Origin of the sequence: Pseudomonas sp. F1_0610 (assembly GCF_047470865.1) — a bacterium.
Classification (GTDB): domain Bacteria; phylum Pseudomonadota; class Gammaproteobacteria; order Pseudomonadales; family Pseudomonadaceae; genus JAZDRH01.
This window is the reverse complement of record NZ_JAZDRH010000032.1, coordinates 1-24,882: the sequence shown is the minus strand read 5'-3', so window position 1 is coordinate 24,882 and position 24,882 is coordinate 1. Positions and strand designations below refer to the sequence as shown.

Genomic DNA, 24,882 nt, shown 5'->3' with positions numbered 1-24,882 from the left:
AACATGATGTTTCCCCCTTTTTACTTTATAGCTACCGTGCCAACCATTCCTGCTTAGTTAAGCGTGTAATATGCTCAGTTCTATAGTCATTCAAAAATGGATTAAACTTATTTTCTTCAGTTCGTTGAAATTGGAAACCACACTTTTCTTGCGCTCTATGCGATTTTTGATTATCTGCATAATAACCGCACCAAAGATTATCTAACTCCAAATCACTAAAGGCGTAGTTAATCAATTGAGTTAAGGCTTCTGGAATTAAGCCTTTTCCCCAATAGGGTACGCCAATCCAATAAGCCACCTCAGCATCATTACCACCAATAACAAAATTACTGGCCTGTGCATCTAGTAAGCCAATACAACCAATCGCTTGATTTGTTTCTTTCAACACAACAGCATAAACTTGAGGCTGGCTAAAGACAGTACGGATAATTTCAGCACTTTCAGCAACACTTTCGTGGGGTTTCCAGCCAGCAATAGGACCAACTTCTGGACTTTTTGCATATTCATATAAATCTTCAGCATCACTAAGTTGCCATGGACGCAAGATTAAACGCTCAGTTTGTAATGACACTCTGTTCTCCTATACTTAATAAGCAGCTAAAATTGCTGACAACTGGTATTTTAAGAAACAAAGCTTCAATAGATAAGCGCACAACCTCGGTATAAACAGTACTTTTAACAACTAATGAATATTTTATGCACAAAACAACTTTATTAGATAAATCGGCTGCCTTCGCCATCGGTTATTGGGGTTTTGACCAAGATCTTGGGCAAATTTTAAAACTACCTTACTTGACCTTACTTATCTGTAATCAAGGGCGTGCTATTTTTGAAATTAATTTTAAAAAGTACATCGTCAAGAAAAACGACATCATAGTGCTTTATGATGATTCAATTGCTATTCCAAAGGCAGTTTCTAAAGCTTTCTTTTGCTCTTATATTCAGTTGGAAAAAAATTTAGCCGCTGAAGTAGCCTACCAACTGCCTAACCATTTGTTTGCATTTTTACAGCATACGCCTGTTTGCAAACCTAAAAAAATAGACCATAACGCGATGAAACATTGGCAAAGCCAAACATTTTTTATGCTAGAAAATGCCGCTGAATCTGCCAGTATTTTATTACGTAACCAACTGCAAAATTTCTTTCTTACTCTAACCGCCCGCTTACCTGAAGAAACCCAAGTAGCTAAGTCTAGCTATAGCCGTCAACAAATGTTGGCTTGGCGCTTTTGGGAAATGGTTGGTGAGCATTGCAAGCAACATAGAGAAGTGGCTTTTTATGCCAAGCAACTAAGTATTACACCGTTTTATCTTTCGCAAATTACCAAAAACTGCTTTAACGAGGCACCAAAAACCTTAATTGATCGCCAGGTTATCTTGGAGATAAAAGCCCTGCTGACCAATAAACAACTCTCAATTAAACGCATTGCTGACCAGCTTAGCTTTGATGATCCAGCCTATATGTGCCGTTATTTTAAACGACATACAGGCACCACATTAACAGCTGCTCGATAATCAATGAAAAGCACCATAGCTATTATTTATTTTGTACTGCTGAGCAATCTGCTCTTAGTCCAACACAGTACAGCAGCTAGGATTATTTACGAAAATAATCTACAACAGGCTATTCCTGAGGATTGGCAAATACTCAATCCCGACTGGAGCAGTACGTCTCAAGGCTGGAGAGGCGCTAAACACAATGGTAACTGGGCAATATTACAAAGCCCTATACAGCTACCTGAAAATTATGAAATCACTTTTAGTAGCCAATTAGAGGCCGACTCAGTCTTAGTAGAGGTAATGCTAAATTTAGCCGTGGATGAGCATTCTGCTGGACAGATGTACCGCTATTTAGGTGTTTTATACGGTGCTCTAAACAAAACTCTACAGTTTGAAGACCGTTCTTTATATGCGCCTGCGTATATGGGCGAAGAACACTATAGTGCTCAAACTGAAGATAATATTGGCCGCCTCCCACAAGCACATATTGAGATCAGTACTAACTGGGTAGACTGGCGTATTTTAAAACTCGGATCAGATATTTATATCTGGCTCAATCAAGAAGAAATAGCGCACTACAGTGATAGGCTTAACGTGGTGCCTAATAAAGGACGTTTAGGCTTTGTTGTGAATGGCTCTGTTTATTTAAAAAATCTAAAAGTACGGGCTTTAGACCCAGAAGAAATAAAAAAGCCTGAGTATTTCAACAACAAAGCTAGTTTGTGGAACCGCGGATATATTCTTTTTCAATAAAACCTATTTAGGCTGTTAGCAACAACCTAACAGCCTCTTGATTTTTCTGTGTAGCAATCATTAAGGCTGTATTACCTTTTATATCTTGAATCTGGGTATCTGCTTGTTGGGTTAACAAATACTCAACAATATCACAGCATCCATAGTAGGCGGCAAACATCAGTGGCGTGTAACCATCTTTAGCTTGAGCATTCACCTGAGCGCCTACTGCTAGTAACATCTGCACATTAACTAAACTACCCTCGATACAAGCCGACATTAACGGTGTCAGCTTTTTAGTAGATGAGGTATTTACCTGCGCCTTGTACTTTAACAATAGGCGAATGCAATCTGTATGCCCATTCTGAGCAGCCCAGTGCAATGCTGTAAACTTTGCTTTATCTAATAGATTAGGATTGGCTCCATACGCCAGTAAAGCCTCTACATTAGCCGCTCGACCTACTTCTGAGGGGGTGAATAAAGGCGTTTGTTTATCACTGCGGTTTTGCAAATCAATGTCTGGATTAGATTTTAGAGCAGCCATTAAAACGGCTAAATTGGCTTGGCGCGCTGCATAATGCAGTAGGTTATTTCCAGCTTTATCGCATAATAGAGGGTCGGCACCTTTGCTTAATAACCTATTAAACTCTTCTAAATCGCCTTTCCAAGCGGCTAACATCAAAGGAGTTTTCCCTGTTGCGTCCACTGTATTTAGCTCTTACTCCACTCTCGTCACCCTATTAACTGAAAATCAGACCTACTTAAAATAAGAGAGCTTCCTAAATAGGCAGCGTAATTTTGCACTATCTGTGAAAAATAGTGCATAACTCAACACACAGTTGTTGTTTTTTCTGATACAACAGAAAGTGAAATTATAAGGAGGTTGTATGTCTAAATCTATTCGTGGAAAAATCAAAGCCGCTAAAAATGCTGTAAAGAAACAAGAGAAAAAATTGAAAAAACTTAAGAAAAAAGCACGCAAGCTCACTAAGAAAAAACGTTAAGAACATAAGCCCGATTATTCGGGCTTATTTTTTGGTTTAAATAATAGCCTTAAAAGTATTGATCTAGACCACAGTTTACGGGCTAGCATTCGCTGAAAATGTATATACAATGACTATACATCTTGATTGCTAGCCATATTTAAGAAGCTTGCTATGAGTGAAGAAAAAAAGAACCTTAAAAAAGCTAACAAGAAAGATAGTCAGCTTTTAATTCGTATTAGCGCTAAAGAGCGTGATGATTTTATTCAGCTGTGTGAACAGCTTGACACCAGTGCGGCGCGTGAACTTAGAAGCTTTATTCGCAGCTTTATAAAAAAGCAAAGAAAACAGTTAAATTCCCTTAGTGAATCTGGAGAAAATAATGTCAAAGTCAGTGAAGAAACAAATCAAAACCTGCAAAAATAAAATTGCTAAGCAAGAGAAAAAACTTAAAAAGCTAAAAAAAGCAGCTAAGAAATAAACTTAAAGCCCGATTAATTAATCGGGCTTTTTGCAGATTACGTTTGAGCTAGCACAGGCTGCACTGGTTCAGATCTAACAGTCACCCACCTAGAGTATTTGCGTTCATCGAGCTGCTTTACCAATCACCGCCTAAAGCTGCAATCAGCTGAGCAGTCACCGCTAAATAAGTAGATTGGCTTGATAATAAACTGCGCTCAGCACTTAATGCAGCCGTTTGTGCATTAACAACGCTTAAATAATCAACCATACCTTGCTGATATTGGTTATTAAACAAACGTAAATTTTCTTGAGCGGCGGTGAGCGCTTCCTGCTCAACCTGCATGGCTCGCTCTAATACTTGTAATTGTGCTAAGGCATCTTCGACTTCACGAATAGCAACCAAGGTGGTTTGACGGTATTGCGCTACTGTTTGATCGTACCTTGCACGACTTTGCTCTAACCTCGCTTTGCGAGCACCTGCATCAAATAAGGTTAAAGCAAATGAAGGCCCTAATGACCAAAAACGATTGGGTGCCGTCAACCAGTGAGCCATTTGGTTATTTTGATAACCACCTGCTGCATTCAAGGTGAAGTCTGGAAAGTAAGCCGCTTTTGCTACACCAATTTCCGCATTGGCAGCAATGACTTTAGCCTCTGCTGCTGCAATATCGGGACGACGTTCCAATAAACGAGAAGCCAAGCCTACAGGAACAGGCTGTACTTGGGGTATTTGCTGATTAGCGGCAATGCGAAATTGGGCTGGGGTTAAACCCAAGAGTAAGGCGATTGCATGTTCGTAACGGCTGCGCTGCCAATCTAAGTCTAAACGCTGTGCCTGAGTTGATTTTAGCTGGGTTAATGCCTGTGTAACGTCTGAACGATTAGCCACGCCTGCTTTATAACGATTTTCGGTGAGCTGCAAGCTGCGTTCGTAGGCCTTTAGGGTTAAATCATAAAGGCGGATGTGTTGATCAAGCACCCTCAGCTGAACATAGTTTTGCACCAGTTCGCTTTGCAAACTTAAGCGCATAGCTGCCCAATCTGCCTCGCTAGCAGCTAAATTGGCTTCACTGGCTTCTACTTGACGACGTACCTTACCCCACACATCAAGCTGCCAACTTAAACCTAGACTAGCATCATTGGTTTTACTAATTCCTGATTCGACACCACGGCGACTACTAGAAACCTTTGCATCTAACTGTGGAAACAATGCTGAGCGACTGCCCCCTACTAAAGCACGGGACTCACGCCAAGCTGCCTCTGCCGCCGCTAAGCTTTGATTGTTATCGTTTAACTGCTGTACCAGTTGATTTAAATACCCATCAGCAAAAACTAACCACGCATTAGCATCACCTGCCGCTAACTGAGGCGCCGCATTTTTCCACCCATCGACATGGCGAAACTCAATTAACGCTGTTTGCTCAGGGCGCTGATAGTCTGGTCCTACTGCACAACCTGTGATGAATACACTGACCGCTAAAGCCAACGTTAAGGATTTAATATTCATAAGCTAGTTTCCACAGTTGCTGGCACTTTGGATTTATTAAAGCGCTGGCTTAAACGGTCAAAAAACAAATACACCACTGGCGTGCTAAAGAGCGTTAATAACTGGCTAAGCACTAAGCCACCGATAATAGCTAGGCCTAACGGTTGACGCATTTCAGCACCAGCTGCGCCACTAATAAGTAAAGGTAATGCGCCTAAAATAGCGGCCATTGTGGTCATCATGATAGGCCGAAAACGTTGCATACAGGCTTCACGAATAGCTTGCACTGCGGGCATTTGCTGTTCACGTTGAAATTGCAATGCCAGATCGATCATCAAAATAGCATTCTTTTTCACTACACCAATGAGCAAGAATAACCCCAGTAGTGAAATCAAACTAAACTCACCGCCTGTTAGTTTAATCGCTAACAATGCACCCACACCGGCTGATGGTAAGGTGGAAAGAATGGTCAAAGGATGCACATAACTTTCATACAAGATGCCTAATAATAAATAAACAATGCCTAATGCAAACAGCAGCATAAAGACTTGTTCGTTTTGATTTTTTTGGAAGGTTTGTGCGTCACCACCTAAGCGCCCTTGAATATCTTTTGGTAACGCAATAGTAGCGACTGCTTTTTCAATAGCTGTAGTAGCCTCACTTAAACTCACTCCTTCAGAAAGTGCAAAGTTGATCGTTTCAACAGCAAATTGTCCTTCATGGGTTATGCGATCAGGCTGCAAGGTATTTTCCCATTTAGAAAATGCAGATAAGGGTACTTTTTTTCCACCTTTAGTAATGACCTGCAATTGCTCAAGCGCCTGCGCTGAACCCACATACTGTGGTGCAATCTCCATCACTACGCTGTACTGGTTTAAGGTTTCATAAATGGTTGATATTTGCCGCTGGCTAAAGGCGTTATTTAACAATGCTGTGACCATTTGCATATCTACACCTAAACGCTCGGCAGCAGGACGATCTACATTAAGGGTGACTTGTGGCGCACCGCGCCCTTCTTTAGCATCAATATCTGTTAGCTCAGGCAAGGCTTTTAAAGCATCGCGCACTTTAGGTAGCCATTCATTTAACTGGTCAATTTCACTGGCAAGTAATACATAGGAATACTGCGAGCCGTTACCGCCTTGCCCCCCCGTATTAATATCTTGATCAGGCCATAAAAATAGGCGCGAACCAGCTACAGAAGGAATCACATTGCGTAACCGTTCTGCCACTTTTTGCGAACTTTCACGCTGATCCATGGGCACTAAGCGAACAATTAGGAAAGCATTACTATTTCCAATAAATCCCGCAACGCTCTCAATGTCTTTATCCTTCATTAAGGTTTGCCGATACAGCTCCATTTTCGGCTCCATGCTAAGATAAGAGAGGCCATCATCACTGCGGATAAACCCCATTAGTTGGCCTGTATCTTGCTGTGGCATAAAGGTTTTCGGCACGCTAACAAATAGCCAGATATTGAGCGCAATGGTTAATAACAAGCCAAAAATAGTGATCACTCTGTGCGAGAGCGACCAATCCAAGCCCTTGCTATACATGCGCACAACCCATGCACCTAGCGCAGTTAGCCAAGCTGGCGTTTCTAGCTTTTTACTTTGTTTTTCCGCTTTTAACCAATAGGCGCACAACATTGGTGTTAAGGTAAGAGAAACTAAGAGCGAAATAATGATGGCTATGGTTAAGGTGAGAGAGAACTCTCTAAACAGCCGCTCAACAAAGCCGCCTACAAATAAGATAGAAATAAATACCACCACCAGCGAGGTATTCATCGACAACAAAGTAAAGCCAACCTCTTTGGAGCCATCCAATGCTGCTTGGAAAGGTTTTTTTCCCATGTGTATATGGCGCGAAATATTTTCCAATACAACAATGGCATCATCCACCACTAAACCTGTGGCAATAATCAGTGCCATTAATGAAAAATTATTCAGGGAAAACCCCATCAGATACATGGCAGAAAAGCTGCCAATAAGAGAAACAGGTACAGCTAATGCGGGAATAATTGAAGAACGCCAATGTCCTAAAAATAACCAAACCACAAACATAACCAGTATGGTTGCAATCACCAAGGTTTGTTCGGCTTCATGTAAGGTGCCACGAATAATGCTGGATCTATCTTCTGCCACAGTTAATTCGACCGTAGCTGGCAGCACAGCACGTAACATGGGCAATTCTTGATTGATACTTTCAATGGTTTGAATAATATTTGCGCTAGCTTGGCGATTTATCACCAATAACACCGCATCTTGATGGTTAAAAAAACCACTGTTATAGCGATTCTCTTCGCCATCATAGACTTTAGCGACATCACTTAAACGTAGCGTAGCACCGTTTTCATGTCGCAATACAAGATTGGCATAGTCTTGGGCTTTATGTAATTGATCGTTGGCTTGAATTTGCCATTGCCGATCGCCTTGCTCTACATGGCCTTTGGGCTTTTGTACGTTGGCTGTTGATATTGACTGGCGTACTTCATCCAAAGCAATACCATATTGTTCTAGCAGTCGTGGCTCCAGCTCAACGCGCACCGCAGGCAAAGAGCTTCCGCCAATTTGCACATCTCCCACACCTGTTACTTGCATTAATTTCTGCGCCACAATGGTGGACGCCAGATCATACAACTGCCCTTTGCTAAGCACTTCACTGGTCATTGCAATGACCATAATAGGCGATTGTGATGGGTTATATTTACGATAGGTTGGCATGCTACGCATACCACTAGGTAGCAATTCACGGGCGGCATTGATAGCGGCTTGAACTTCACGGGCAGCCGTATTGATGTCTTTATCTAATTCAAATTGCAAGACCACCTGTGTGCTGCCAAGTCGGCTACGACTAGACATTTCGTCAATCCCAGAAATACTACCTAAGGCACGTTCTAAAGGCGTTGCCACTGTGGCTGCCATTACTTCTGGGCTGGCTCCAGGTAAACTGGCTTGCACACTTATAACGGGGAAATCCATGTCTGGCAAAGGTGATACAGGCATTAAACGAAAGCCTAAAATACCTAACAGCACTATGGCCACAGTTAATAAGGCTGTCGCCACTGGCCGTGTAATAAAAGGTGCCGACAAACTCACGGCTGCACCTCGGCTTGCCGCGATTGCTTCCAACGCAAACTTAAGCGATCAAAGAACAGGTAAATAACTGGCGTGGTAAACAAGGTTAATAACTGGCTCAGCAACAAGCCGCCCACCATAGTAATACCTAGTGGTTGACGTAGCTCTGCACCTGATCCTGAGGCTAGCATCAGAGGAATGGCGGCAAATAAGGCGGCCATGGTTGTCATTAAAATAGGTCTAAAACGCAATAATGCTGCTTGAAAAATCGCCTGTTCGGGGTTCATTCCGTGCTCGCGCTCAGCATCTAAAGCGAAATCGATCATCATAATGGCATTTTTCTTCACAATGCCAATGAGCAAAATAATACCGATAATCGCAATCAAATTGAGATCATTGCCCGTCACCATTAAGGCGAGTAATGCGCCAATCGCTGCTGATGGCAAGGTAGAAAGAATAGTGACAGGATGAATATAGCTTTCGTACAAAATGCCCAATACCAAATACATGGTAACAACAGCCGCTAATATCAACCAAACCGTGCTGGACAACGACGCTCGAAAGGCTTTAGCCGCACCTTGGAATTCACTTTGTACTGAAGCGGGCATATCTAATTGTGTTTGTGTCGCCTCAATAAACTCAACTGCTTCACCTAATGAAACGCCAGGTGCTAAGTTAAACGACACGGTAACCGCAGGAAACTGTCCTATGTGGCTAATTACTAAAGGCGCAGCTGTTTCATGCAAAATAACAAGGTTCGATAAGCGCACAGCCTGACCTGAATTGCTAGGCACATAAATACTATTCAGTGCTGCACGGGCATCTTGACGATTATTAAAGCTTTCTAATACCACCCGATATTGGCTAGTTTGGGTAAAGATGGTGGATATTTGGCGCTGACCAAATGCATCGTATAAAGCATCACTGATGGCCGATACACTGACACCTAAACGCCCAGCCATATCTCGATCTAGGTCTAAGTAAAATTGTGCGCCTCGGTTTTGCAGGTCACTCGTAACATCGGTCAATAGTGGGCTTTTACTCAGTTCTTCAACCAAAACAGGCGTCCACTCTTCAAGAAAAGCCTTATCTGGTGACTCTAAACTGAATTGAAAGCGCGTACGACTGACACGATCTTCAATGCTTAAGTCTTGAACTGGCTGCATAAATAGCTCAATGCCCACAACTTTGGCTAAGCTTGGTTTCAAGCGCTCTATCACTTGCTGAGCCGTTACATCACGCTGTGCAAAAGGCTTTAAGTTGATCAGCATGCGCCCTGTATTTAAGGTTGCATTGTCACCATCAATACCAATTTGTGAAGAAACGCTATCTACAGCAGGATCTTGCAAAATAACCTCCACCAGTTGTTGCTGACGTTTTGCCATTGCCGTAAAAGAAACCGTTTGAGAAGCTTCAGAAATACCTTGAATCACACCTGTATCTTGGTCAGGGAAGAAGCCTTTAGGAATAGCTATCCATAGCACAACTGTAAATACAAAAGTCGCCACTGCCACCCAAAGCGTTAAGACTTGATGCTTTAATACCCACGCCAAGGTACGGCTATAAAGCTCAATGGTCGATTGCAACCAGTCTTTTTTCTGCTCTGAATGATTTTCTGCTTTAAGTAAACGCGCACTCATCATGGGTGTTAGCGTCAGAGAAATCACCAATGAAATTAAGATGGCTACCGATAGGGTAATAGCAAACTCACGGAACAGCCGCCCTACCACATCCTCCATAAACAGCAATGGAATTAACACCGCAATGAGGGAAAAAGTTAACGAAACTAGAGTAAAACCTATTTGCTTAGCGCCTTTAAGCGCGGCATTCATTGGCGTTTCGCCTTCTTCAATATGACGAGCAATATTTTCCATCATCACAATGGCATCATCGACCACAAAACCAGTCGCAATAGTGAGCGCCATTAAAGTGAGGTTATTTAGCGAAAACCCCGCTAAGTACATGATGCCAAAGGTGCCTACCAGTGACAGCGGTACGGCGATAGATGGAATAATTGTTGCAGAAAAACGCTTTAAGAAAATAAAGGTAACCAGTACCACTAAGGCAATGGCTAAGAAGAGCTCAAACTGCACATCATTAACCGCTGCACGAATGGTTTGCGTTCGGTCCGTTAACACAATAACTTCTAAACTAGCTGGCAAACTGTCAATAATATGTGGCAATAATTGGTTAATTCGCTCGACAACCTCAATAACGTTAGCGCCTGGTTGGCGCTGAATATTGAGTAGCACAGCTTGATTTTCATTTGCCCATGCTGCTAAACGCTGGTTTTCCGAACCCGCTATAATGCTCGCCACATCACCTAAGCGCAAGACGTTGCCATCTTCATGTTTTAAGATCAGATTTTTATAATCATCCACTGAACGTAGCTGATCATTTGCATCCAATTGCGTAATACGTGAAGGGCCATCAATACTACCCTTCGGTTGGTTGACGTTAGAGCGCGTAATCACAGAGCGCACATCAGCCATAGTTAAGCCGGCGGCAGCCAATAGTTGAGGGTTAGCTTGAATCCGTACTGCTGGGCGTTGGCCACCGCCAATGCTAACCAATCCCACACCTGTAATCTGCGCTATTTTTTGCGCCATGCGGGTATCAACTAAGTCGTTAAGCTCAGGCAATGGATCTGTTTTTGAGGTAATAGCTAAAGTAAGTACTGGGCTATCCGCTGGATTAACCTTGTTATACACAGGTGGAGCAGGTAAATCGCTAGGCAATAAGTTAGTGGCTGCGTTAATTGCTGCTTGCACTTCTTGTTCTGCTACGCCTAAATCTACATCTAAGCTAAAGCGTAAATTAATAACAGAGGCGCCACCTGAGCTTGTGGAAGCCATTTGTTCTAAGCCAGGCATTTGCCCAAATTGGCGCTCTAGCGGTGCTGTAACAGCGCTGGTCATCACCTGTGGGCTAGCGCCTGGATACAGCGTCATAACCCGAATAGTTGGATAATCCACCTGTGGCAAGGCAGCCACTGGCAACAACCGATAGGCTAAAATACCAGCCATTAAGATAGCGACCATCAGCAAGGTAGTCGCTACTGGACGCAGAATAAAAGGACGTGAAATATTCATGCGCTTACTCTTTAGCAGCTGCTGGTTCGCTTCCTGAAACAGAGATACCTAATGAGGGCTCCTCAATAACTGCGTCTACTTTAGTGCTAGGTAATGGCTGAACACGTTCAATTTTACTGCCTGTGCGCAAGCGGTCGACGCCCTCTAGTACTACTGTTTCCCCTGCCACTACACCACTGATCAACATTGTGGTTACGCCATCAGTACGGGCAACTTCGACAGGCTGTACTTGAACTATGTCATCACTGCCAATCTTCCAGACAAAACTGCCTTTTGCGCCATATTGCACGCTATCTGCTGGAACTAATAAGGCGTCTGGATAGGTTATGGTGTGCAGGCGCACATTGACAAACTGATTAGGAAACAACAAGCCTTCTTCATTGGTGAAACGCGCTTTTAAACGAATACTGCCGGTGGCAACATCCACTTGGTTATCTATGCTATCTAACTCACCCACAGCTAACAGTTCAGTTTCATCACGATTCCAGGCTTGTACGCGCAACTTCTCACCTTGTTTAAAAGGTTTAATTACGCTCAATAAATCGCGCTCAGGTATGGTGAAACTAACTGCTATAGGTTGATCCTGAGTAATAGTGACGATTTCTGTACTATTGGCGGCCACGATATTGCCTTGGTCAACTTTGCGCAAACCTAAACGACCCGCTATAGGTGCATGAATAGTGCTATGTTTAAGATCAAGCTCTGCTTTATCTAGCTGCGCTTGGCGCACCTTAATAGTCGCACGTTGCTGGTTAACTGTAGCTTGCTGTGCATCCAAGGTTTGTTGCGCAACAGAATCTTGTTTGATCAGGTTTTTATAACGTACTAATTCTTTTTCAGCATGGGTTAGCTGGGCCTGCTGCTCGGCTAATGCACCTCGTGCTTGCGTTACTTCAGCTTGATAAGTGCGAGGATCAATCTGCGCTAAAACATCACCTGCTTTAACGTACTGCCCTTCTACAAACTTAATCCCAACTAACTCACCACCTACTTGACTGACTACACTGACATGGTTCCACGCCGTAACCGTACCTAATGCTTTTAACTCAACGGCAAAAGGTGCTTTAACAACATCAACTGCGGTTACAGGTACAGCCGTTAAACTGGTTGCGCCTCGCCGCCAAGGTCGACCATCTTGCTCTGTGGTTTTAGATTGCGGCCAAAAATACCAAAGCAACCCAATAAGTAGCAAAGCGAAGAGGACTAAAGAAATAATTTTTTTTGCAGAAGATGATTTTTTCATTGATAAGTCAGACATGTAGACAAGCATCCATTTTCACTATGAATGAAGATAACAGGCTTGGTCTAGGTTGGAAGCTTCTTTACGTGTTTTTTACGTTCAGTTAACTGTTTTATAGCGTTTTTATTATTTTGCAGGGAAATAGACCACTAAATCAGCGGCAGATTAATACCTGCCGCTGTTATTTTACACTTAGGCTAATACAGCCAGCGCCGCTTCATAGTCAGGTTCAGACGCAATTTCAGCGACTAATTCGCTATAGAGCACTGTGTTATCTTCATCTAACACGATAACAGCTCGTGCACCTAATCCTGCTAAAGGACCTTCAGCGATATCTACACCATAGGATTGGAAGAAATCTGGATCGCGCATAGTAGAAAGTGTGCGCACACGATCTAAACCTTCAGCACCACAAAAACGTGATTGCGCAAACGGCAAGTCCGCAGAAATACACAGCACACGTGTATTTCGTAAGTTAGAAGCTTGTTCATTAAAGCGACGAACGCTAGTTGCGCAAACTGGGGTGTCAATGCTTGGGAAAATATTTAGAACCTTGCGCTGACCGTCCATGCTGGCTAAAGAAATTTCTTCTAATGTAGCGCCAACTAAAGCAAATGCAGGAGCTGTCTCGCCTTTTTCTGGGAAGTGTCCATCAATACGGATAGGAGCACCTTTGAATGTAACCTGTGACATCACACATTTCCTTTATTAATTAATGTAGCTAGCCAGTAAGCTAACAGACTTACATTTACTGTTTATTAAAATAATCACGCGTTAGTCGAATCACTAACGGGCTTAATAATAATAGCGATAACAAGTTTGGCAATGCCATTAAACCATTTAAGGTGTCAGCCAGTAACCAAACAAAGTCTAACTCAGCCAACGCCCCAACAGGCAACACTACCACCCAGACTAAACGGAATGGGATGATAATTTTACTACCAAGTAAATACTCCCAACAACGCTCGGCGTAGTAACTCCATCCCAATATTGTAGTAAACGCAAAAATAATCAGGGCTGTGGCTAAAATATAACCACCGCCGGCAAAAGCAGATTCAAAAGCAGCAGTTGATAAGGGCGCACCATCTAACCCTGAGTTAATCCACACCCCACTACAAATAATTGCAAGCCCCGTCATAGTGCACACAATAATGGTGTCAATAAAGGTGCCCATCATACCAATTAAGCCCGACTGCACTGGGTTTTCACTAGCACCAGCAGCCTGTGCAATACCTGCACTACCCAACCCAGCTTCATTAGAAAAAATACCACGCGCCACACCTGCTCTTAATGCTGCAATAATAGTAGCACCAGCAAAGCCGCCTGCGGCTGCATGCCCGGTAAAAGCTGACTCAAAAATAAGTGCAAAGGCATCAGGAATAGCTTGGTAATTGACCGCTAATACTGCCAAGGCCGCAAGCACATAAGCTACACACATAAAAGGCACTAAAACCTGTGCTACGTTACCTATGCGTTTAATGCCCCCTAATACCACCAGGCCGACTACCACCATTACCACACAGCCTGTTACCCACGTTGGCACATCAAAAGTACGATCTAAAGCACCAGCCATACTATTAACTTGCACCATATTACCGATACCAAAGCTAGCCAAGCCGCCAAATAATGCAAAGGCAAAAGCCAACCAAGCCCAACGGTGCCCTAAGCCATTTTTAATGACATACATGGGCCCGCCAACAAAGTGTTCTTTATCATTTTTTTCACGAAAATGCACCGCCAACACGACTTCAGCATATTTAGTCGCCATACCCACTAATGCGGTACACCACATCCAAAACAGCGCACCTGGACCACCAATCATAATAGCGGTTGCTACACCTGCAATATTGCCTGTACCAACAGTAGCTGCCAGCGTAGTCATTAAGGCAGCAAAAGGTGAGATATGGCCTAAACTATCATCTGCTTTAGTTCGCCCTTGCCACATTTCGCGAAAACCACGAAAAATATTACGCAGTGGCATAGCCTTAAGCGCCAGCATGAGGAAAGCGCCTGTACCTAAAATCGCAATGAGCATAGGGACACCCCAAACGAGCTCATGGACTTTTATCACCGTGTCTTCTATCACTTGAAAAACTGTAGCAATCACAATTATTAACCTAGAACCTTATAAAGATCACACAGTTTGCAACACAAATCGTAGCGGTCAAGTTATTTTTTATACAAAAAAACTATTTATTTGCCTTAGCACCAGAAAAAATCAAGAAAAATAGAACAAGATCAGGGAAACGCATTAAAACTAAATAGTTTAATATTTTTAGATAGCTCAACTCACTTGATAGCTTTTGTTAAAACACTGTAAATGACCAATAGGTTTCAGACAAAATCAACCAGATTCGTTACCATAGATTACCGTTAAGTAACCTGTTAACTATTATGAATGCTGCCAAACGCTATGAGATATTTCGCCGTTTGCGTGAAGAAAATCCAAACCCAACAACAGAGCTAAAATACAGCAGCACTTTTGAACTGCTGATTTCTGTGATTTTGTCCGCGCAAGCTACAGATGTGGGAGTCAACAAAGCAACTGATCTGCTCTATCCCGTTGCCAACACTCCAAAAGCTATTTATGACATGGGACTCGATGAGTTATACAAATACATTAAAACTATTGGTTTGTATAAAACCAAAGGCAAAAATGTTATTGAAACCTGCCGCTTATTATTAGAAAAACATAATGGCGAAGTGCCTAACACGCGCGAAGAACTCGAAGCCTTACCTGGTGTAGGTCGTAAAACAGCTAACGTAGTACTAAATACCGCGTTTCGCCAAGTGGCGATGGCTGTAGATACACATATTTTCCGTGTGAGCAACCGCACAGGTTTAGCGCCTGGTAAAAACGTACTTGAAGTTGAGCAAAAATTATTGAAGTTCGTACCCAAAGAGTTTCTATTGGATGCCCATCACTGGCTTATCTTGCATGGGCGCTATACTTGCCAAGCGAGGAAGCCACGCTGCGGCAGTTGCATGATTGAAGACTTATGTGAATATAAAGAAAAAAATATTGATTAATTAACTATTTAATGATTTTTCTATGATATCAATAGAAAAATTTAATTTCCCAGAGCTATCAGATTATAGCTATAAGGTGCGCCATAAGTGGTATAGCCATGGGAGTCCATTCTATGAGTAGCAGTGAAGAGCTAGAACTAGATGATCAATTTGAAGAAGATAGCGATAATGTTGTCGACGACGATGCCGCTCCAAGTGAATCTTCTAAAACTAACCTAACTAAGCGTTTAATTATCGACAGCCTTCTAGAAGAACGCCGTTTACGCAAAAAACTAGATGACTATGACTTTGATCTAGACAGCGATGATTGAAAACAAAGTGATAGTACTCCCTCATAAAAACGCCTGATATTAATCAGGCGTTTTTATATTTCTAGGCATCACCCAAGCAGTACTCAAAAGTATCAGGGCATGCATGCGTCCAAAACTTCTGGAATAAAATGTGATCTGGTAGATTATCCTCATCCAATAGCGAACCAGGCGTTAGTTGGTGATGTATCACCTCCATAGAACGTGCCGATACTGATGAGGTTCGGTGAATAATATGTTCTGGTCCTAAATCACGTGGATGCTTTAAGCCAGCAGCTTCAATCACTTCTTTTAGTGCTTTAACGGTTTGATGGTGGTAGTTAAAGACACGCACGGCTTTATTTTGTGAATCTAAATTTTTCCAGCGGCTCTTTTCCTGTGTAGCAATACCTGTTGGGCAATGGTCAGTGTGGCAAGCTAATGATTGCACGCAACTTAATGCAAACATAAAGCCACGTGCCGAGTTACACCAATCAGCACCTAAAGCAATAGTGCGCGCCATATCATAAGCGCTAATAATTTTTCCAGCCGCGCCTATTTTTACCTGTTGCCGTACATTAATGCCAACCAAGGTATTGTGCACTAAACGTAAAGCTTCGCGCATTGGTGTACCAATATGGTCAGCAAACTCCACTGGTGCGGCACCTGTCCCGCCTTCGGCTCCATCAACCACAATAAAATCAGGCAGAATACCTGTTTTAAGCATAGCTTTAGCGATAGCAAACCATTCCCACGGATGCCCAATGGCGAGTTTAAAACCTACAGGTTTACCGCCAGATAGCTCACGTAGTTGCTGTACGAAATTCAGTAATTCAATAGGTGTAGAAAAAGCAGAATGTTTAGGTGGCGAAATACAATCTTGACCAATTTCAATGCCACGTGCTTCCGCAATTTCAGCGCTCACTTTTGAGCCAGGCAACATACCGCCATGGCCTGGCTTAGCCCCTTGAGATAGCTTAATTTCTATCATTTTTACCTGTTCAAGTTTAGCGCGCTGGGCAAAGCGCTCAGGACTAAAAGAGCCATCTGCATTGCGTGCACCAAAATAACCTGAGCCTAACTCCCACACCAGATCACCATCGTATTCTTGATGATAACGCGAAATAGAGCCTTCACCTGTATCGTGATAGAAATTACCTAACTTAGCACCACGGTTTAATGCGCGTATTGCGTTAGGCGATAATGAACCAAAGCTCATTGCTGAAATATTCAGGATGCTTGCCGAGTACGGGTGTTTACATTGTTCTCCGCCAATCACTACACGGAAATGTTCGTCATTTAGGGTAGTGGGTGCTACTGAATGGTTGATCCACTCATATTGCTCGGCATACACATTGCGCTGAGTACCAAAGGCACGTGTTTCAGGTAGTTTTTGCGCACGTTGATATACTAACTCACGCTGGTTGCGAGAAAACGGCACCTTATCTTCATCAGACTCAAACAAGTACTGACGCAATTGAGGACGAATAGCCTCAAACAAATAACGAAAATGCACAATCACAGGATAATTGGCACGCAAGGCCTTGCGTGTTTGTAATAAATCAACTATTCCGACGATGCTTAATGCACCAGCAATAACAGCGCTGACAACCCACCAATTGTTGGTATGCCAAAAGCCCAAACTGATGATAAAGAGCAACACAATGCCTGCAAAAGGCAAGTAGCGGATAAGCGCCATTTGTTGATATCTCCAAAAATAAAGCAAAGCTGGCGCAGGGTAAAACGCCTAACTTGTTATTGTTGTAACTAGGGTTAGTTCGTATTCACTTTATAAAAAAAGCCCTAAATTCATAATTTAGGGCTTATTCACATCAAGCTTAAATTCTAATCCTGACGCGAAGGTGATAATAGTTCAATTTTGTAACCATCTGGATCTTCAACAAATGCAAGAATACTGTTGCCATGCATCATCGGTCCTGCTTCACGGGTGATTTTTCCACCATTTTTACGAATAGTTTCGCAAGCAGCATACACATCAGGCACTTCAATCGCGATATGGCCATAGGCTGTGCCTAACTCATACTCTGTTGTATCCCAGTTATGGGTTAACTCAATTACTGCTGTTTTATCTTCTGTATCAAAACCAACAAAAGCTAAGGTAAAACGACCTTCAGGGTAGTCTTTACGGCGCAAAAGTTGCATGCCTAATACATCAGTATAAAAATGAATGGATTTCTCAAGATCACCCACGCGCAGCATGGTGTGTAGTAAACGCATTCTATTATCCTCATCAAACACTGCGGCATATTGTAGCAGGTATCATTCAAGAGAAAACACTGCTTCATTACAATAGATTTCATAACGTGAAGAAATGATCATAAAGCGACTAAATAGTTTTAGATTTTCTGTTTTTAGCTTGCTTTACCTTAGATTTCTCTTTTTAAGATTCATTTTTTAGGTATCAGAATCTAACCAAGCAAGATGCCTAATTTGATCCTCAAAAATTTGGCTTGCTTTCTCAAATAACATCCACTTAATGAGCAAACAGATGTAGTAACGACGATTAAGCTTCAGCACCTCTGTCTTGCCAGTGGCAGATCCCAGTGCTGTTCAATATGAGACAATAATGTCCTACATAATAATTATCTAAAGCATGGAAACTGATCGAAGCTGGTGTTTTTAGCGGCTGGATTAAATACTTTCACGTGTCATACCGCTTTATATCCATAGCGGCTACAAAAGTGTTTTTATGTAATAGGTAAAACGCGGACAGTTAACCAAAGGATAGCAGTTTTTTGCCTCACACTTACTTCAGCATAAAAAACGGCACTTCTAAAAGTGCCGTTCTATTGGCCTGTGCTTAAATAAGCTTACGCCCTTTGCTCGCAGCAATACGCATACGTAACGCATTTAGCTTAATAAAGCCTGCAGCGTCTTGTTGATCGTAAGCGCCAGCATCGTCTTCAAAGGTGGCAATAGTGGCATCAAACAAAGAATCATCTGACTTACGGCCAACAACAATAACGTTGCCTTTGTAGAGTTTCAAACGTACAACACCATTAACGCTTTGTTGTGATTCGTCAATCATCAACTGTAGCATTTTACGCTCAGGGCTCCACCAGTAACCGTTATAAATCAATGAAGCATAACGTGGCATTAGCTCATCTTTTAAATGCGCCACTTCGCGATCTAGCGTGATAGATTCAATGGCACGATGAGCTTTCAACATAATGGTGCCGCCCGGTGTTTCATAGCAACCACGAGCCTTCATGCCTACATAGCGGTTTTCTACAATATCTACACGACCGATACCGTTAGCCCCACCAATTTTATTTAGCTGTGCCAACACAGTAGCTGGTGACATTTCAACGCCATCAATAGCGACAATATCGCCCTGACGATAGGTTAGCTCAATATAGGTTGGCTGATTAGGCGCATTTTCAGGAGAAACGCTCCAACGCCACATATCTTCTTCATGTTCAGTCCATGTGTTTTCTAACACACCACCTTCATAAGAGATATGTAAAAGGTTGGCATCCATTGAGTAAGGAGATTTTTTGCCATGACGCTCAATCGGGATACCATGTTTTTCAGCGTAAGCTAGTAACTTCTCACGTGATAACAGATCCCATTCACGCCAAGGAGCGATAACTTTCACGCCAGGTTTAAGTGCATAAGCACCTAATTCAAAACGTACTTGGTCGTTACCTTTACCAGTTGCACCATGTGAAATAGCATCAGCGCCAGTTTCATTAGCAATTTCGATTAAACGCTTAGCAATTAGTGGACGTGCAATAGAAGTACCTAATAAGTACTCACCTTCATAGATGGTATTGGCACGGAACATTGGAAAGACGAAGTCACGTACAAACTCTTCGCGCAAATCATCAATATAGATTTCTTTTACGCCCATCGCTTGTGCCTTAGCGCGCGCTGGCTCAACTTCTTCGCCCTGCCCCAAGTCAGCAGTAAAGGTGACGATTTCGCAATTGTAGGTGTCTTGCAGCCATTTAAGGATAACTGAAGTGTCTAGACCACCTGAATAGGCTAGAACCACCTTTTTGACGTCTGCCATGCCATCAAACTCCAGAAGATTTTGTTAAAAAAACAATTCTACTGCGTGACGCCTCGCTTTTATAGTAGTGAATGGCATTCGCCTAAAATATTTAGTTTTTCTTGCTCAGATAAGTAAAAAATTAGCAGCAAGAACGCTAGCAAACGACTGGAATTAAACACTATGTTTGACTACAACTAACAGTAGGTCAAACCGCAAAGCAATCCAGATAACACCCTGTTTTATAGTTTATGATTAACTATTTTGTGAAATCTAACACTTGCATCTTACTGCCAATCCCCTACTCTAAGTTCTGCAAAGGCTACCTATTTAGTGGTTAATCACTGCGCGTTTCGCGAGTTACACGCAATAGCAGATGCGAGCTCTAGAGTTTTTCGGTAGCATTAGCCCACGTTGAATTGTTTGGAAGTATCCATGACTACCCGCCTCACCTTATTACGCCCAGATGACTGGCATATTCACCTGCGCGATGGCGCTATGTTGGCACAGACTGTAGCTGATGCTGCTCGCCAATTTTCTCGTGCAGTTATCATGCCTAATCTTGTACCGCCCGTTCGTAATGCAGATGAAGCCACTTCCTATCGCCAACGCATTTTAGCGGCACGCCCTGCCCAGAGCCACTTTACGCCATTAATGACACTGTACTTAACCGATAACACCAGCGCTGAAGATATTCGTAATGCTCAGGCTACAGGCTTTGTCCATGCCGTAAAGCTTTATCCTGCTGGTGCAACAACTAACTCTGCTTTTGGCGTAACTGATTTAGAACGCACTTATCCAGCCTTAGAAGCCATGGCCGAACTCGGCATGCCGTTATTACTGCATGGCGAAGTAACCCATGCCAAAATTGACATTTTTGATCGTGAAAAATGCTTTATTGACGAGAAGTTAGCACCATTGGTTGCACGTTTTCCTCAGCTTAAAATTGTGTTTGAACATATCACCACACAAGAAGCAGCTCAGTTTGTCGCCCAAGCACCCAGTAATGTAGCTGCAACTATTACACCACATCATTTAATGTATAACCGCAACCACATGCTGGTTGGTGGTATTCGTCCGCACTTTTTCTGCTTGCCGATTTTAAAACGCAATACCCACCAAGAAGCGCTGCTTGATGCAGCCACCAGCGGTAGCCCTAAATTCTTTTTAGGTACAGACTCTGCTCCACATGCTAAAAACGCCAAAGAAAGCGCTTGTGGCTGTGCTGGCTGCTACAGTGCTTTTGCTGCAATTGAACTGTATGCAGAAGCTTTTGAAATGCGTAATGCACTGGATAAACTAGAAGGCTTTGCCAGCTGTTTTGGCCCAGACTTTTACGCACTTCCACGTAACACCCAAACAATTACACTTATTAAACAAGATTGGACTGCACCGAGTGAATTGCCTTTCGGTGATAGTGTCGTAGTACCTATCAAAGCAGGTGAAACCTTACATTGGCAAGTATTGGAGCAAGGTGCATGAGCAACGATATCAACTACGACGAATACGAAGAACAAGAGCCGCAAAGCAAAAGCGCCTGCGCAAAATCGCCTTTAGCGCAGCGTTTTCGCGGTTATTTACCTGTTGTTATTGACGTCGAAACAGGTGGCTTTAACTGCCAAACAGATGCACTTTTAGAAATTGCTGCCACTATTATCAATATGGATGAACAAGGTTTGCTCTACCCTGAGCACAGCTTATTTTTCCGCGTAGAGCCTTTTGAAGGCGCTAATATTGAACAAGCAGCACTGGATTTTACAGGTATTAAACTTAATCACCCTTTACGCATGGCCGTTAGTGAAGAGCATGCACTCACGGAAATTTTTAAAAGTGTGCGTAAATCTCTCAAAAGTGCTGGCTGTAAACGCGCGATTTTGGTTGGCCACAACAGTCACTTTGACTTAGGTTTCCTAAATCAAGCCGCGGAGCGTTGTAATATTAAACGCAACCCGTTCCATCCATTCTCTAGCTTTGATACAGCTACTTTAGCTGGCTTGGCTTACGGGCAAACGGTTTTAGCTAAATCTTGCGAAGCTGCAGGCTTAGGCTTTGATGTACGTGAAGCCCACAGTGCGCGTTACGATACAGAAAAAACAGCTGATTTATTCTGTACTATAGTAAACAGCTGGAAAGAAATGGGCGGCTGGCAAGATTAACAGCTAGCTATTCTTCCAAAGGCGCTTATGAGCGCCTTTATTATTTCTACTATGAAAAACGCCCTTTATAGGGCGCTTTTATTATCGTTTAATTGTTTTTAATAAATCTTCTGGCGAAATATGCCCAACCCTATTTTTGCCCGGTGGTGGCGCGTTGAGAATATGGGGTTTCATCTTACCAATAATATGCATTTCACAAGGCTTGCAATCAAAGGTTAAGGTTAATACTTCATCGCCATGTATCAGCTGCATTGGTTTAACTTTGGTGCGCACACCTTGCACGCCTTTAGCTTGTTTAGGGCACAGGTTAAATGAAAAGCGCAGGCAGTGTTTAGTGATCATTACGGGCACATCGCCTGCTTCTTCATGCGCTTCATAAGCAGCATCGATCAACTGAACACCGTGACGATGATAGAATTCACGCGCTTTATGGTTATACACATTAGCCAGGAAACTCAAATGTGCTTCTGGATATACAGGCGGAGGTACAGACTCTGCTTTACGACTAGCACGTGGATAGGTTGCCAAGCGCTGTGCTGTCAGTTGTTCAATCGCCTCACGTCGTAAGTTTTTTAGCTGTGAATTAGGCACAAATAGTGCGTTCGGCATTTCTAATTCAATAGCTGCTGCGTGATAAATAGTGTTGCCTAGTTTACTTAGTGTATCCTCTATCTGCTCGCTGGCTTGCGCACGATTTTTTGCAGCGCTCAAGGTTTCATTAAGCTGTACAGTAACGCTAATGCCTTCCTCACTGGTCAGCTGCAAGTGCACGCCTGAATCTTGCACCACAGCCTTCCAGCTTACATCTACACGACGCTCCGCTGATTTTTTCAACAAAGCCTGTTGCCAGTTATGATCTAAATTGCGATTGAGTATTTGCTGAGGGCGTGCTTTGCGTAGATCCGCAGGCAGCTCATTGGGTGTAACCAAATACTGGTAATGGGTTTTGCCTTCCAGCTCAAATTCGCTAAGTTGCTTTACTGTATTAGCCCGAAAACCTACCACTTCACGCTTGATAAGTACATTCAAACCATCGCCATTGGCTAAGCTTTCTGTGGTTTGCACCATAAGATTATCTTTGCCAACATTAAGCACCTCACCTACAGGTAAGCCGACAAACTTAGGCGAATCAAAGGCGCCTATATCAATTTTACGCTCATTGACAAAATAATCGGTGCTACCACGATGAAAGGTTTTCTCATCATCAGGTACAAAAAAATGCTCGGTTCGGCCACTAGAAGCACGGCTGAATTCTGGGCGTTGTTCGATCAAAGCATCTAGTAACTGGCGATAATGTGCAGTTATATTTTTCACATAACTCATATCTTTGTAGCGCCCTTCAATTTTAAAGCAGCGTACCCCAGCATCAATCAAGGCTTCTAGATTATTGCTTTGATTATTATCTTTCATTGATAACAAATGCTTTTCGTAAGCAACTACGCGCCCCTCATCATCCTTTAATGTATAGGGTAACCGGCACGCTTGCGAGCAATCACCACGATTAGCACTTCGTCCCGTTTGTGCATGAGAAATATTACATTGCCCAGAAAAAGCAACACACAAGGCGCCATGAATAAAAAACTCAATATTAGTGTCTTGAATGTTGTCATACACTTCACGGATTTGCTGCAGATTCAACTCGCGCGCCAGCACTAACTGGGAGAAACCAGCTTTAGATAAGAACACTGCTTTATCGAGAGTGCGAATATCCGTCTGTGTGCTGGCATGTAGATCAATCGGCGGTAAGTCCATTTCCATAATGCCTAGATCTTGCACAATAAGCGCATCAACCCCAGCATCATATAACTGCCAAATAAGCTGACGAGCGGGCTCTAGTTCGTCATCATGCAAAATTGTATTTAAGGTAACAAATACGCGGGCACGAAAAAGATGCGCAAACTCGACCAAGCTAGCAATATCGCTAACACTATTATCAGCGTTATAGCGTGCTCCAAAGCTAGGACCACCGATATACACGGCATCTGCCCCGTGCAAAATAGCCTCTTTGGCAATAGCCACATCACGAGCAGGACTGAGCAGTTCTAATTGATTTTTTAATAATGACATAATAATCAGGCAAGGCATTAATGCCAAAGGCATTAGCTAAAAATAAGATAGGCTATTGTGCGCAATCTGACGCGGCTAATCAATTTTCTTTCTCTTAGTAGGTGTTTTTCAGATTGCCATCCCTTCTTAAGGACACTGATTCACACAATATTCTGCACCGCATAGACCTTCCTAAAAAACCACCTTTTTAATCTAGCAAAAAAAGTTTCAACTAGCCAAACCATTCACAATGGCTATGTCGCTTAACCTATTAAAATTACAATTCATTCTTAATGTCTTTATAGAGAAAAGTACCTACTATCATTAAAACAAAAAGGTAAAAAAACAACCTAGCTTCAGTAGCGCTCTTATTAATTTCGTCTAAAACCGATCCGTGACCTCCATCTTTATAATAATTTGAAAACTTATAATTTTTAAACCTTTCAGTCTGATAATCCATCTCATCAATAATAATGTAACCTCCACTAAGTCTATAATAGACTATATTATAAACAAATTTTGGTTGTTTTTCTTTATCAAAGATTATATCCTGCAAGCCAAAATCTTCTGCCTTCAAATGTTCTCCATTAATATCAAAAACAGGCAAGTAATAATTCTTACCCGCTTTATTTTTATTTAAATCCACATAAGACACTGCAATATTTTTAGCATTAAATTTTTCTGCATGAATTTTCACACCAGGAAAGTAAATTGCCATTCCATATCTTTTATACTGGATAACATAGTTCATTCCAATCATTAAAGATAATATAAAT

The 24,882-nt window shown here is 42.5% G+C and carries 20 protein-coding genes; 7 read left to right on the top strand and 13 right to left on the bottom strand.

Annotated elements, in window-relative coordinates; genetic code table 11:
• Positions 1-31 precede the first annotated feature (31 nt).
• On the bottom strand, positions 32-571 hold the full coding sequence (locus tag VQ643_RS14290; protein WP_414200650.1) for a GNAT family N-acetyltransferase: 540 nt from the start codon (positions 569-571) through the stop codon (positions 32-34).
• A gap of 125 nt (positions 572-696) precedes the next feature.
• On the opposite strand from VQ643_RS14290, the gene VQ643_RS14285 reads away from it, so the two are divergent.
• Both VQ643_RS14285 and VQ643_RS14280 read left to right on the top strand, forming a co-directional pair.
• Positions 697-1,515, top strand: a complete 819-nt coding sequence (locus VQ643_RS14285) for a helix-turn-helix domain-containing protein (protein ID WP_414200647.1) — start codon at positions 697-699, stop codon at positions 1,513-1,515.
• Between the two features lie 3 nt (positions 1,516-1,518).
• Entirely contained in the window at positions 1,519-2,253 is a 735-nt protein-coding gene (locus tag VQ643_RS14280; protein ID WP_414200644.1) for a hypothetical protein, read from the top strand.
• Between the two features lie 7 nt (positions 2,254-2,260).
• Here VQ643_RS14280 and VQ643_RS14275 read toward each other — a convergent pair whose 3' ends face one another.
• Positions 2,261-2,938 carry an ankyrin repeat domain-containing protein gene (locus VQ643_RS14275; protein WP_414200642.1) on the bottom strand — a complete coding sequence of 226 codons (678 nt, stop codon included), beginning with the start codon at positions 2,936-2,938 and terminating at the stop codon, positions 2,261-2,263.
• A 451-nt stretch (positions 2,939-3,389) separates the two neighbouring features.
• On the opposite strand from VQ643_RS14275, the gene VQ643_RS14270 reads away from it, so the two are divergent.
• Positions 3,390-3,641, top strand: coding sequence for a hypothetical protein (locus VQ643_RS14270; RefSeq protein WP_414200639.1), 252 nt, complete (start codon positions 3,390-3,392; stop codon positions 3,639-3,641).
• Positions 3,642-3,813: 172 nt separating this feature from the next.
• On the opposite strand, the gene VQ643_RS14265 is transcribed toward VQ643_RS14270, so the two are convergent.
• The 6 genes from VQ643_RS14265 to VQ643_RS14240 form a co-directional block, all read right to left on the bottom strand.
• Positions 3,814-5,184, bottom strand: coding sequence for an efflux transporter outer membrane subunit (locus tag VQ643_RS14265; protein ID WP_414200637.1), 1,371 nt, complete (start codon positions 5,182-5,184; stop codon positions 3,814-3,816).
• A complete protein-coding gene (locus VQ643_RS14260; RefSeq protein WP_414200626.1) occupies positions 5,181-8,261 on the bottom strand; it encodes an efflux RND transporter permease subunit in 3,081 nt (1,026 codons plus the stop codon). Before VQ643_RS14260 ends, VQ643_RS14265 begins: the two co-directional genes overlap by 4 nt.
• Positions 8,258-11,332 carry a multidrug efflux RND transporter permease subunit gene (locus VQ643_RS14255; RefSeq protein ID WP_414200624.1) on the bottom strand — a complete coding sequence of 1,025 codons (3,075 nt, stop codon included), beginning with the start codon at positions 11,330-11,332 and terminating at the stop codon, positions 8,258-8,260. Before VQ643_RS14255 ends, VQ643_RS14260 begins: the two co-directional genes overlap by 4 nt.
• Positions 11,333-11,336: 4 nt before the next feature.
• Entirely contained in the window at positions 11,337-12,590 is a 1,254-nt protein-coding gene (locus tag VQ643_RS14250; protein ID WP_414200622.1) for an efflux RND transporter periplasmic adaptor subunit, read from the bottom strand.
• A 174-nt stretch (positions 12,591-12,764) separates the two neighbouring features.
• Complete coding sequence (gene tpx / locus VQ643_RS14245) at positions 12,765-13,265, bottom strand: thiol peroxidase (protein WP_414200620.1); 501 nt, start codon at positions 13,263-13,265, stop codon at positions 12,765-12,767.
• Positions 13,266-13,320: 55 nt separating this feature from the next.
• A complete protein-coding gene (locus VQ643_RS14240) occupies positions 13,321-14,607 on the bottom strand; it encodes an alanine/glycine:cation symporter family protein (protein ID WP_414200668.1) in 1,287 nt (428 codons plus the stop codon).
• Positions 14,608-14,966: 359 nt separating this feature from the next.
• Between VQ643_RS14240 and nth the strand changes: the two genes are divergently transcribed.
• Both nth and VQ643_RS14230 read left to right on the top strand, forming a co-directional pair.
• Positions 14,967-15,602, top strand: a complete 636-nt coding sequence (gene nth, locus VQ643_RS14235; RefSeq protein WP_414200618.1) for an endonuclease III — start codon at positions 14,967-14,969, stop codon at positions 15,600-15,602.
• A gap of 113 nt (positions 15,603-15,715) precedes the next feature.
• Entirely contained in the window at positions 15,716-15,913 is a 198-nt protein-coding gene (locus VQ643_RS14230) for a PA3496 family putative envelope integrity protein (protein WP_414200616.1), read from the top strand.
• Between the two features lie 61 nt (positions 15,914-15,974).
• Here the strand turns inward: VQ643_RS14230 and VQ643_RS14225 are convergent, their stop codons facing one another.
• The 3 genes from VQ643_RS14225 to VQ643_RS14215 form a co-directional block, all read right to left on the bottom strand.
• Positions 15,975-17,588: an FMN-binding glutamate synthase family protein gene (locus VQ643_RS14225; RefSeq protein ID WP_414200614.1), complete on the bottom strand. Its 1,614-nt coding sequence runs from the start codon at positions 17,586-17,588 to the stop codon at positions 15,975-15,977.
• A gap of 146 nt (positions 17,589-17,734) precedes the next feature.
• A complete protein-coding gene (gloA, locus tag VQ643_RS14220) occupies positions 17,735-18,127 on the bottom strand; it encodes a lactoylglutathione lyase (RefSeq protein ID WP_414200612.1) in 393 nt (130 codons plus the stop codon).
• Positions 18,128-18,710: 583 nt separating this feature from the next.
• Complete coding sequence (locus tag VQ643_RS14215; RefSeq protein WP_414200610.1) at positions 18,711-19,925, bottom strand: argininosuccinate synthase; 1,215 nt, start codon at positions 19,923-19,925, stop codon at positions 18,711-18,713.
• 414 nt (positions 19,926-20,339) lie between these two features.
• Between VQ643_RS14215 and pyrC the strand changes: the two genes are divergently transcribed.
• Together pyrC and rnt are read left to right on the top strand one after the other, a co-directional pair.
• A complete protein-coding gene (gene pyrC, locus VQ643_RS14210) occupies positions 20,340-21,386 on the top strand; it encodes a dihydroorotase (protein ID WP_414200608.1) in 1,047 nt (348 codons plus the stop codon).
• The gene (gene rnt / locus VQ643_RS14205) at positions 21,383-22,060 is read left to right on the top strand and encodes a ribonuclease T (protein ID WP_414200606.1); all 678 of its coding nucleotides are present in this window, start codon (positions 21,383-21,385) and stop codon (positions 22,058-22,060) included. The genes pyrC and rnt overlap by 4 nt, the downstream gene beginning before the upstream one ends.
• An 81-nt stretch (positions 22,061-22,141) precedes the next feature.
• Here the strand turns inward: rnt and VQ643_RS14200 are convergent, their stop codons facing one another.
• Positions 22,142-24,127: a peptidase U32 family protein gene (locus tag VQ643_RS14200; protein WP_414200604.1), complete on the bottom strand. Its 1,986-nt coding sequence runs from the start codon at positions 24,125-24,127 to the stop codon at positions 22,142-22,144.
• 256 nt (positions 24,128-24,383) lie between these two features.
• Positions 24,384-24,882: hypothetical protein (locus VQ643_RS14195; protein ID WP_414200602.1), on the bottom strand; the 499-nt coding region annotated here is incomplete at its 5' end.

What these genes read in the sequence shown, in the direction of transcription:
- tpx (WP_414200620.1), bottom strand. Translation starts at nt 13,265, where the DNA reads ATGTCACAGGTTACATTCAAAGGTGCTCCTATCCGTATTGATGGACAC.
- VQ643_RS14285 (WP_414200647.1), top strand. Translation starts at nt 697, where the DNA reads ATGCACAAAACAACTTTATTAGATAAATCGGCTGCCTTCGCCATCGGT.
- VQ643_RS14280 (WP_414200644.1), top strand. Translation starts at nt 1,519, where the DNA reads ATGAAAAGCACCATAGCTATTATTTATTTTGTACTGCTGAGCAATCTG.
- gloA (WP_414200612.1), bottom strand. Translation starts at nt 18,127, where the DNA reads ATGCGTTTACTACACACCATGCTGCGCGTGGGTGATCTTGAGAAATCC.
- VQ643_RS14200 (WP_414200604.1), bottom strand. Translation starts at nt 24,127, where the DNA reads ATGTCATTATTAAAAAATCAATTAGAACTGCTCAGTCCTGCTCGTGAT.
- VQ643_RS14240 (WP_414200668.1), bottom strand. Translation starts at nt 14,607, where the DNA reads ATGCTCATTGCGATTTTAGGTACAGGCGCTTTCCTCATGCTGGCGCTT.
- VQ643_RS14225 (WP_414200614.1), bottom strand. Translation starts at nt 17,588, where the DNA reads ATGGCGCTTATCCGCTACTTGCCTTTTGCAGGCATTGTGTTGCTCTTT.
- rnt (WP_414200606.1), top strand. Translation starts at nt 21,383, where the DNA reads ATGAGCAACGATATCAACTACGACGAATACGAAGAACAAGAGCCGCAA.
- nth (WP_414200618.1), top strand. Translation starts at nt 14,967, where the DNA reads ATGAATGCTGCCAAACGCTATGAGATATTTCGCCGTTTGCGTGAAGAA.
- VQ643_RS14270 (WP_414200639.1), top strand. Translation starts at nt 3,390, where the DNA reads ATGAGTGAAGAAAAAAAGAACCTTAAAAAAGCTAACAAGAAAGATAGT.
- VQ643_RS14255 (WP_414200624.1), bottom strand. Translation starts at nt 11,332, where the DNA reads ATGAATATTTCACGTCCTTTTATTCTGCGTCCAGTAGCGACTACCTTG.
- VQ643_RS14265 (WP_414200637.1), bottom strand. Translation starts at nt 5,184, where the DNA reads ATGAATATTAAATCCTTAACGTTGGCTTTAGCGGTCAGTGTATTCATC.
- VQ643_RS14215 (WP_414200610.1), bottom strand. Translation starts at nt 19,925, where the DNA reads ATGGCAGACGTCAAAAAGGTGGTTCTAGCCTATTCAGGTGGTCTAGAC.
- VQ643_RS14250 (WP_414200622.1), bottom strand. Translation starts at nt 12,590, where the DNA reads ATGTCTGACTTATCAATGAAAAAATCATCTTCTGCAAAAAAAATTATT.
- pyrC (WP_414200608.1), top strand. Translation starts at nt 20,340, where the DNA reads ATGACTACCCGCCTCACCTTATTACGCCCAGATGACTGGCATATTCAC.
- VQ643_RS14230 (WP_414200616.1), top strand. Translation starts at nt 15,716, where the DNA reads ATGAGTAGCAGTGAAGAGCTAGAACTAGATGATCAATTTGAAGAAGAT.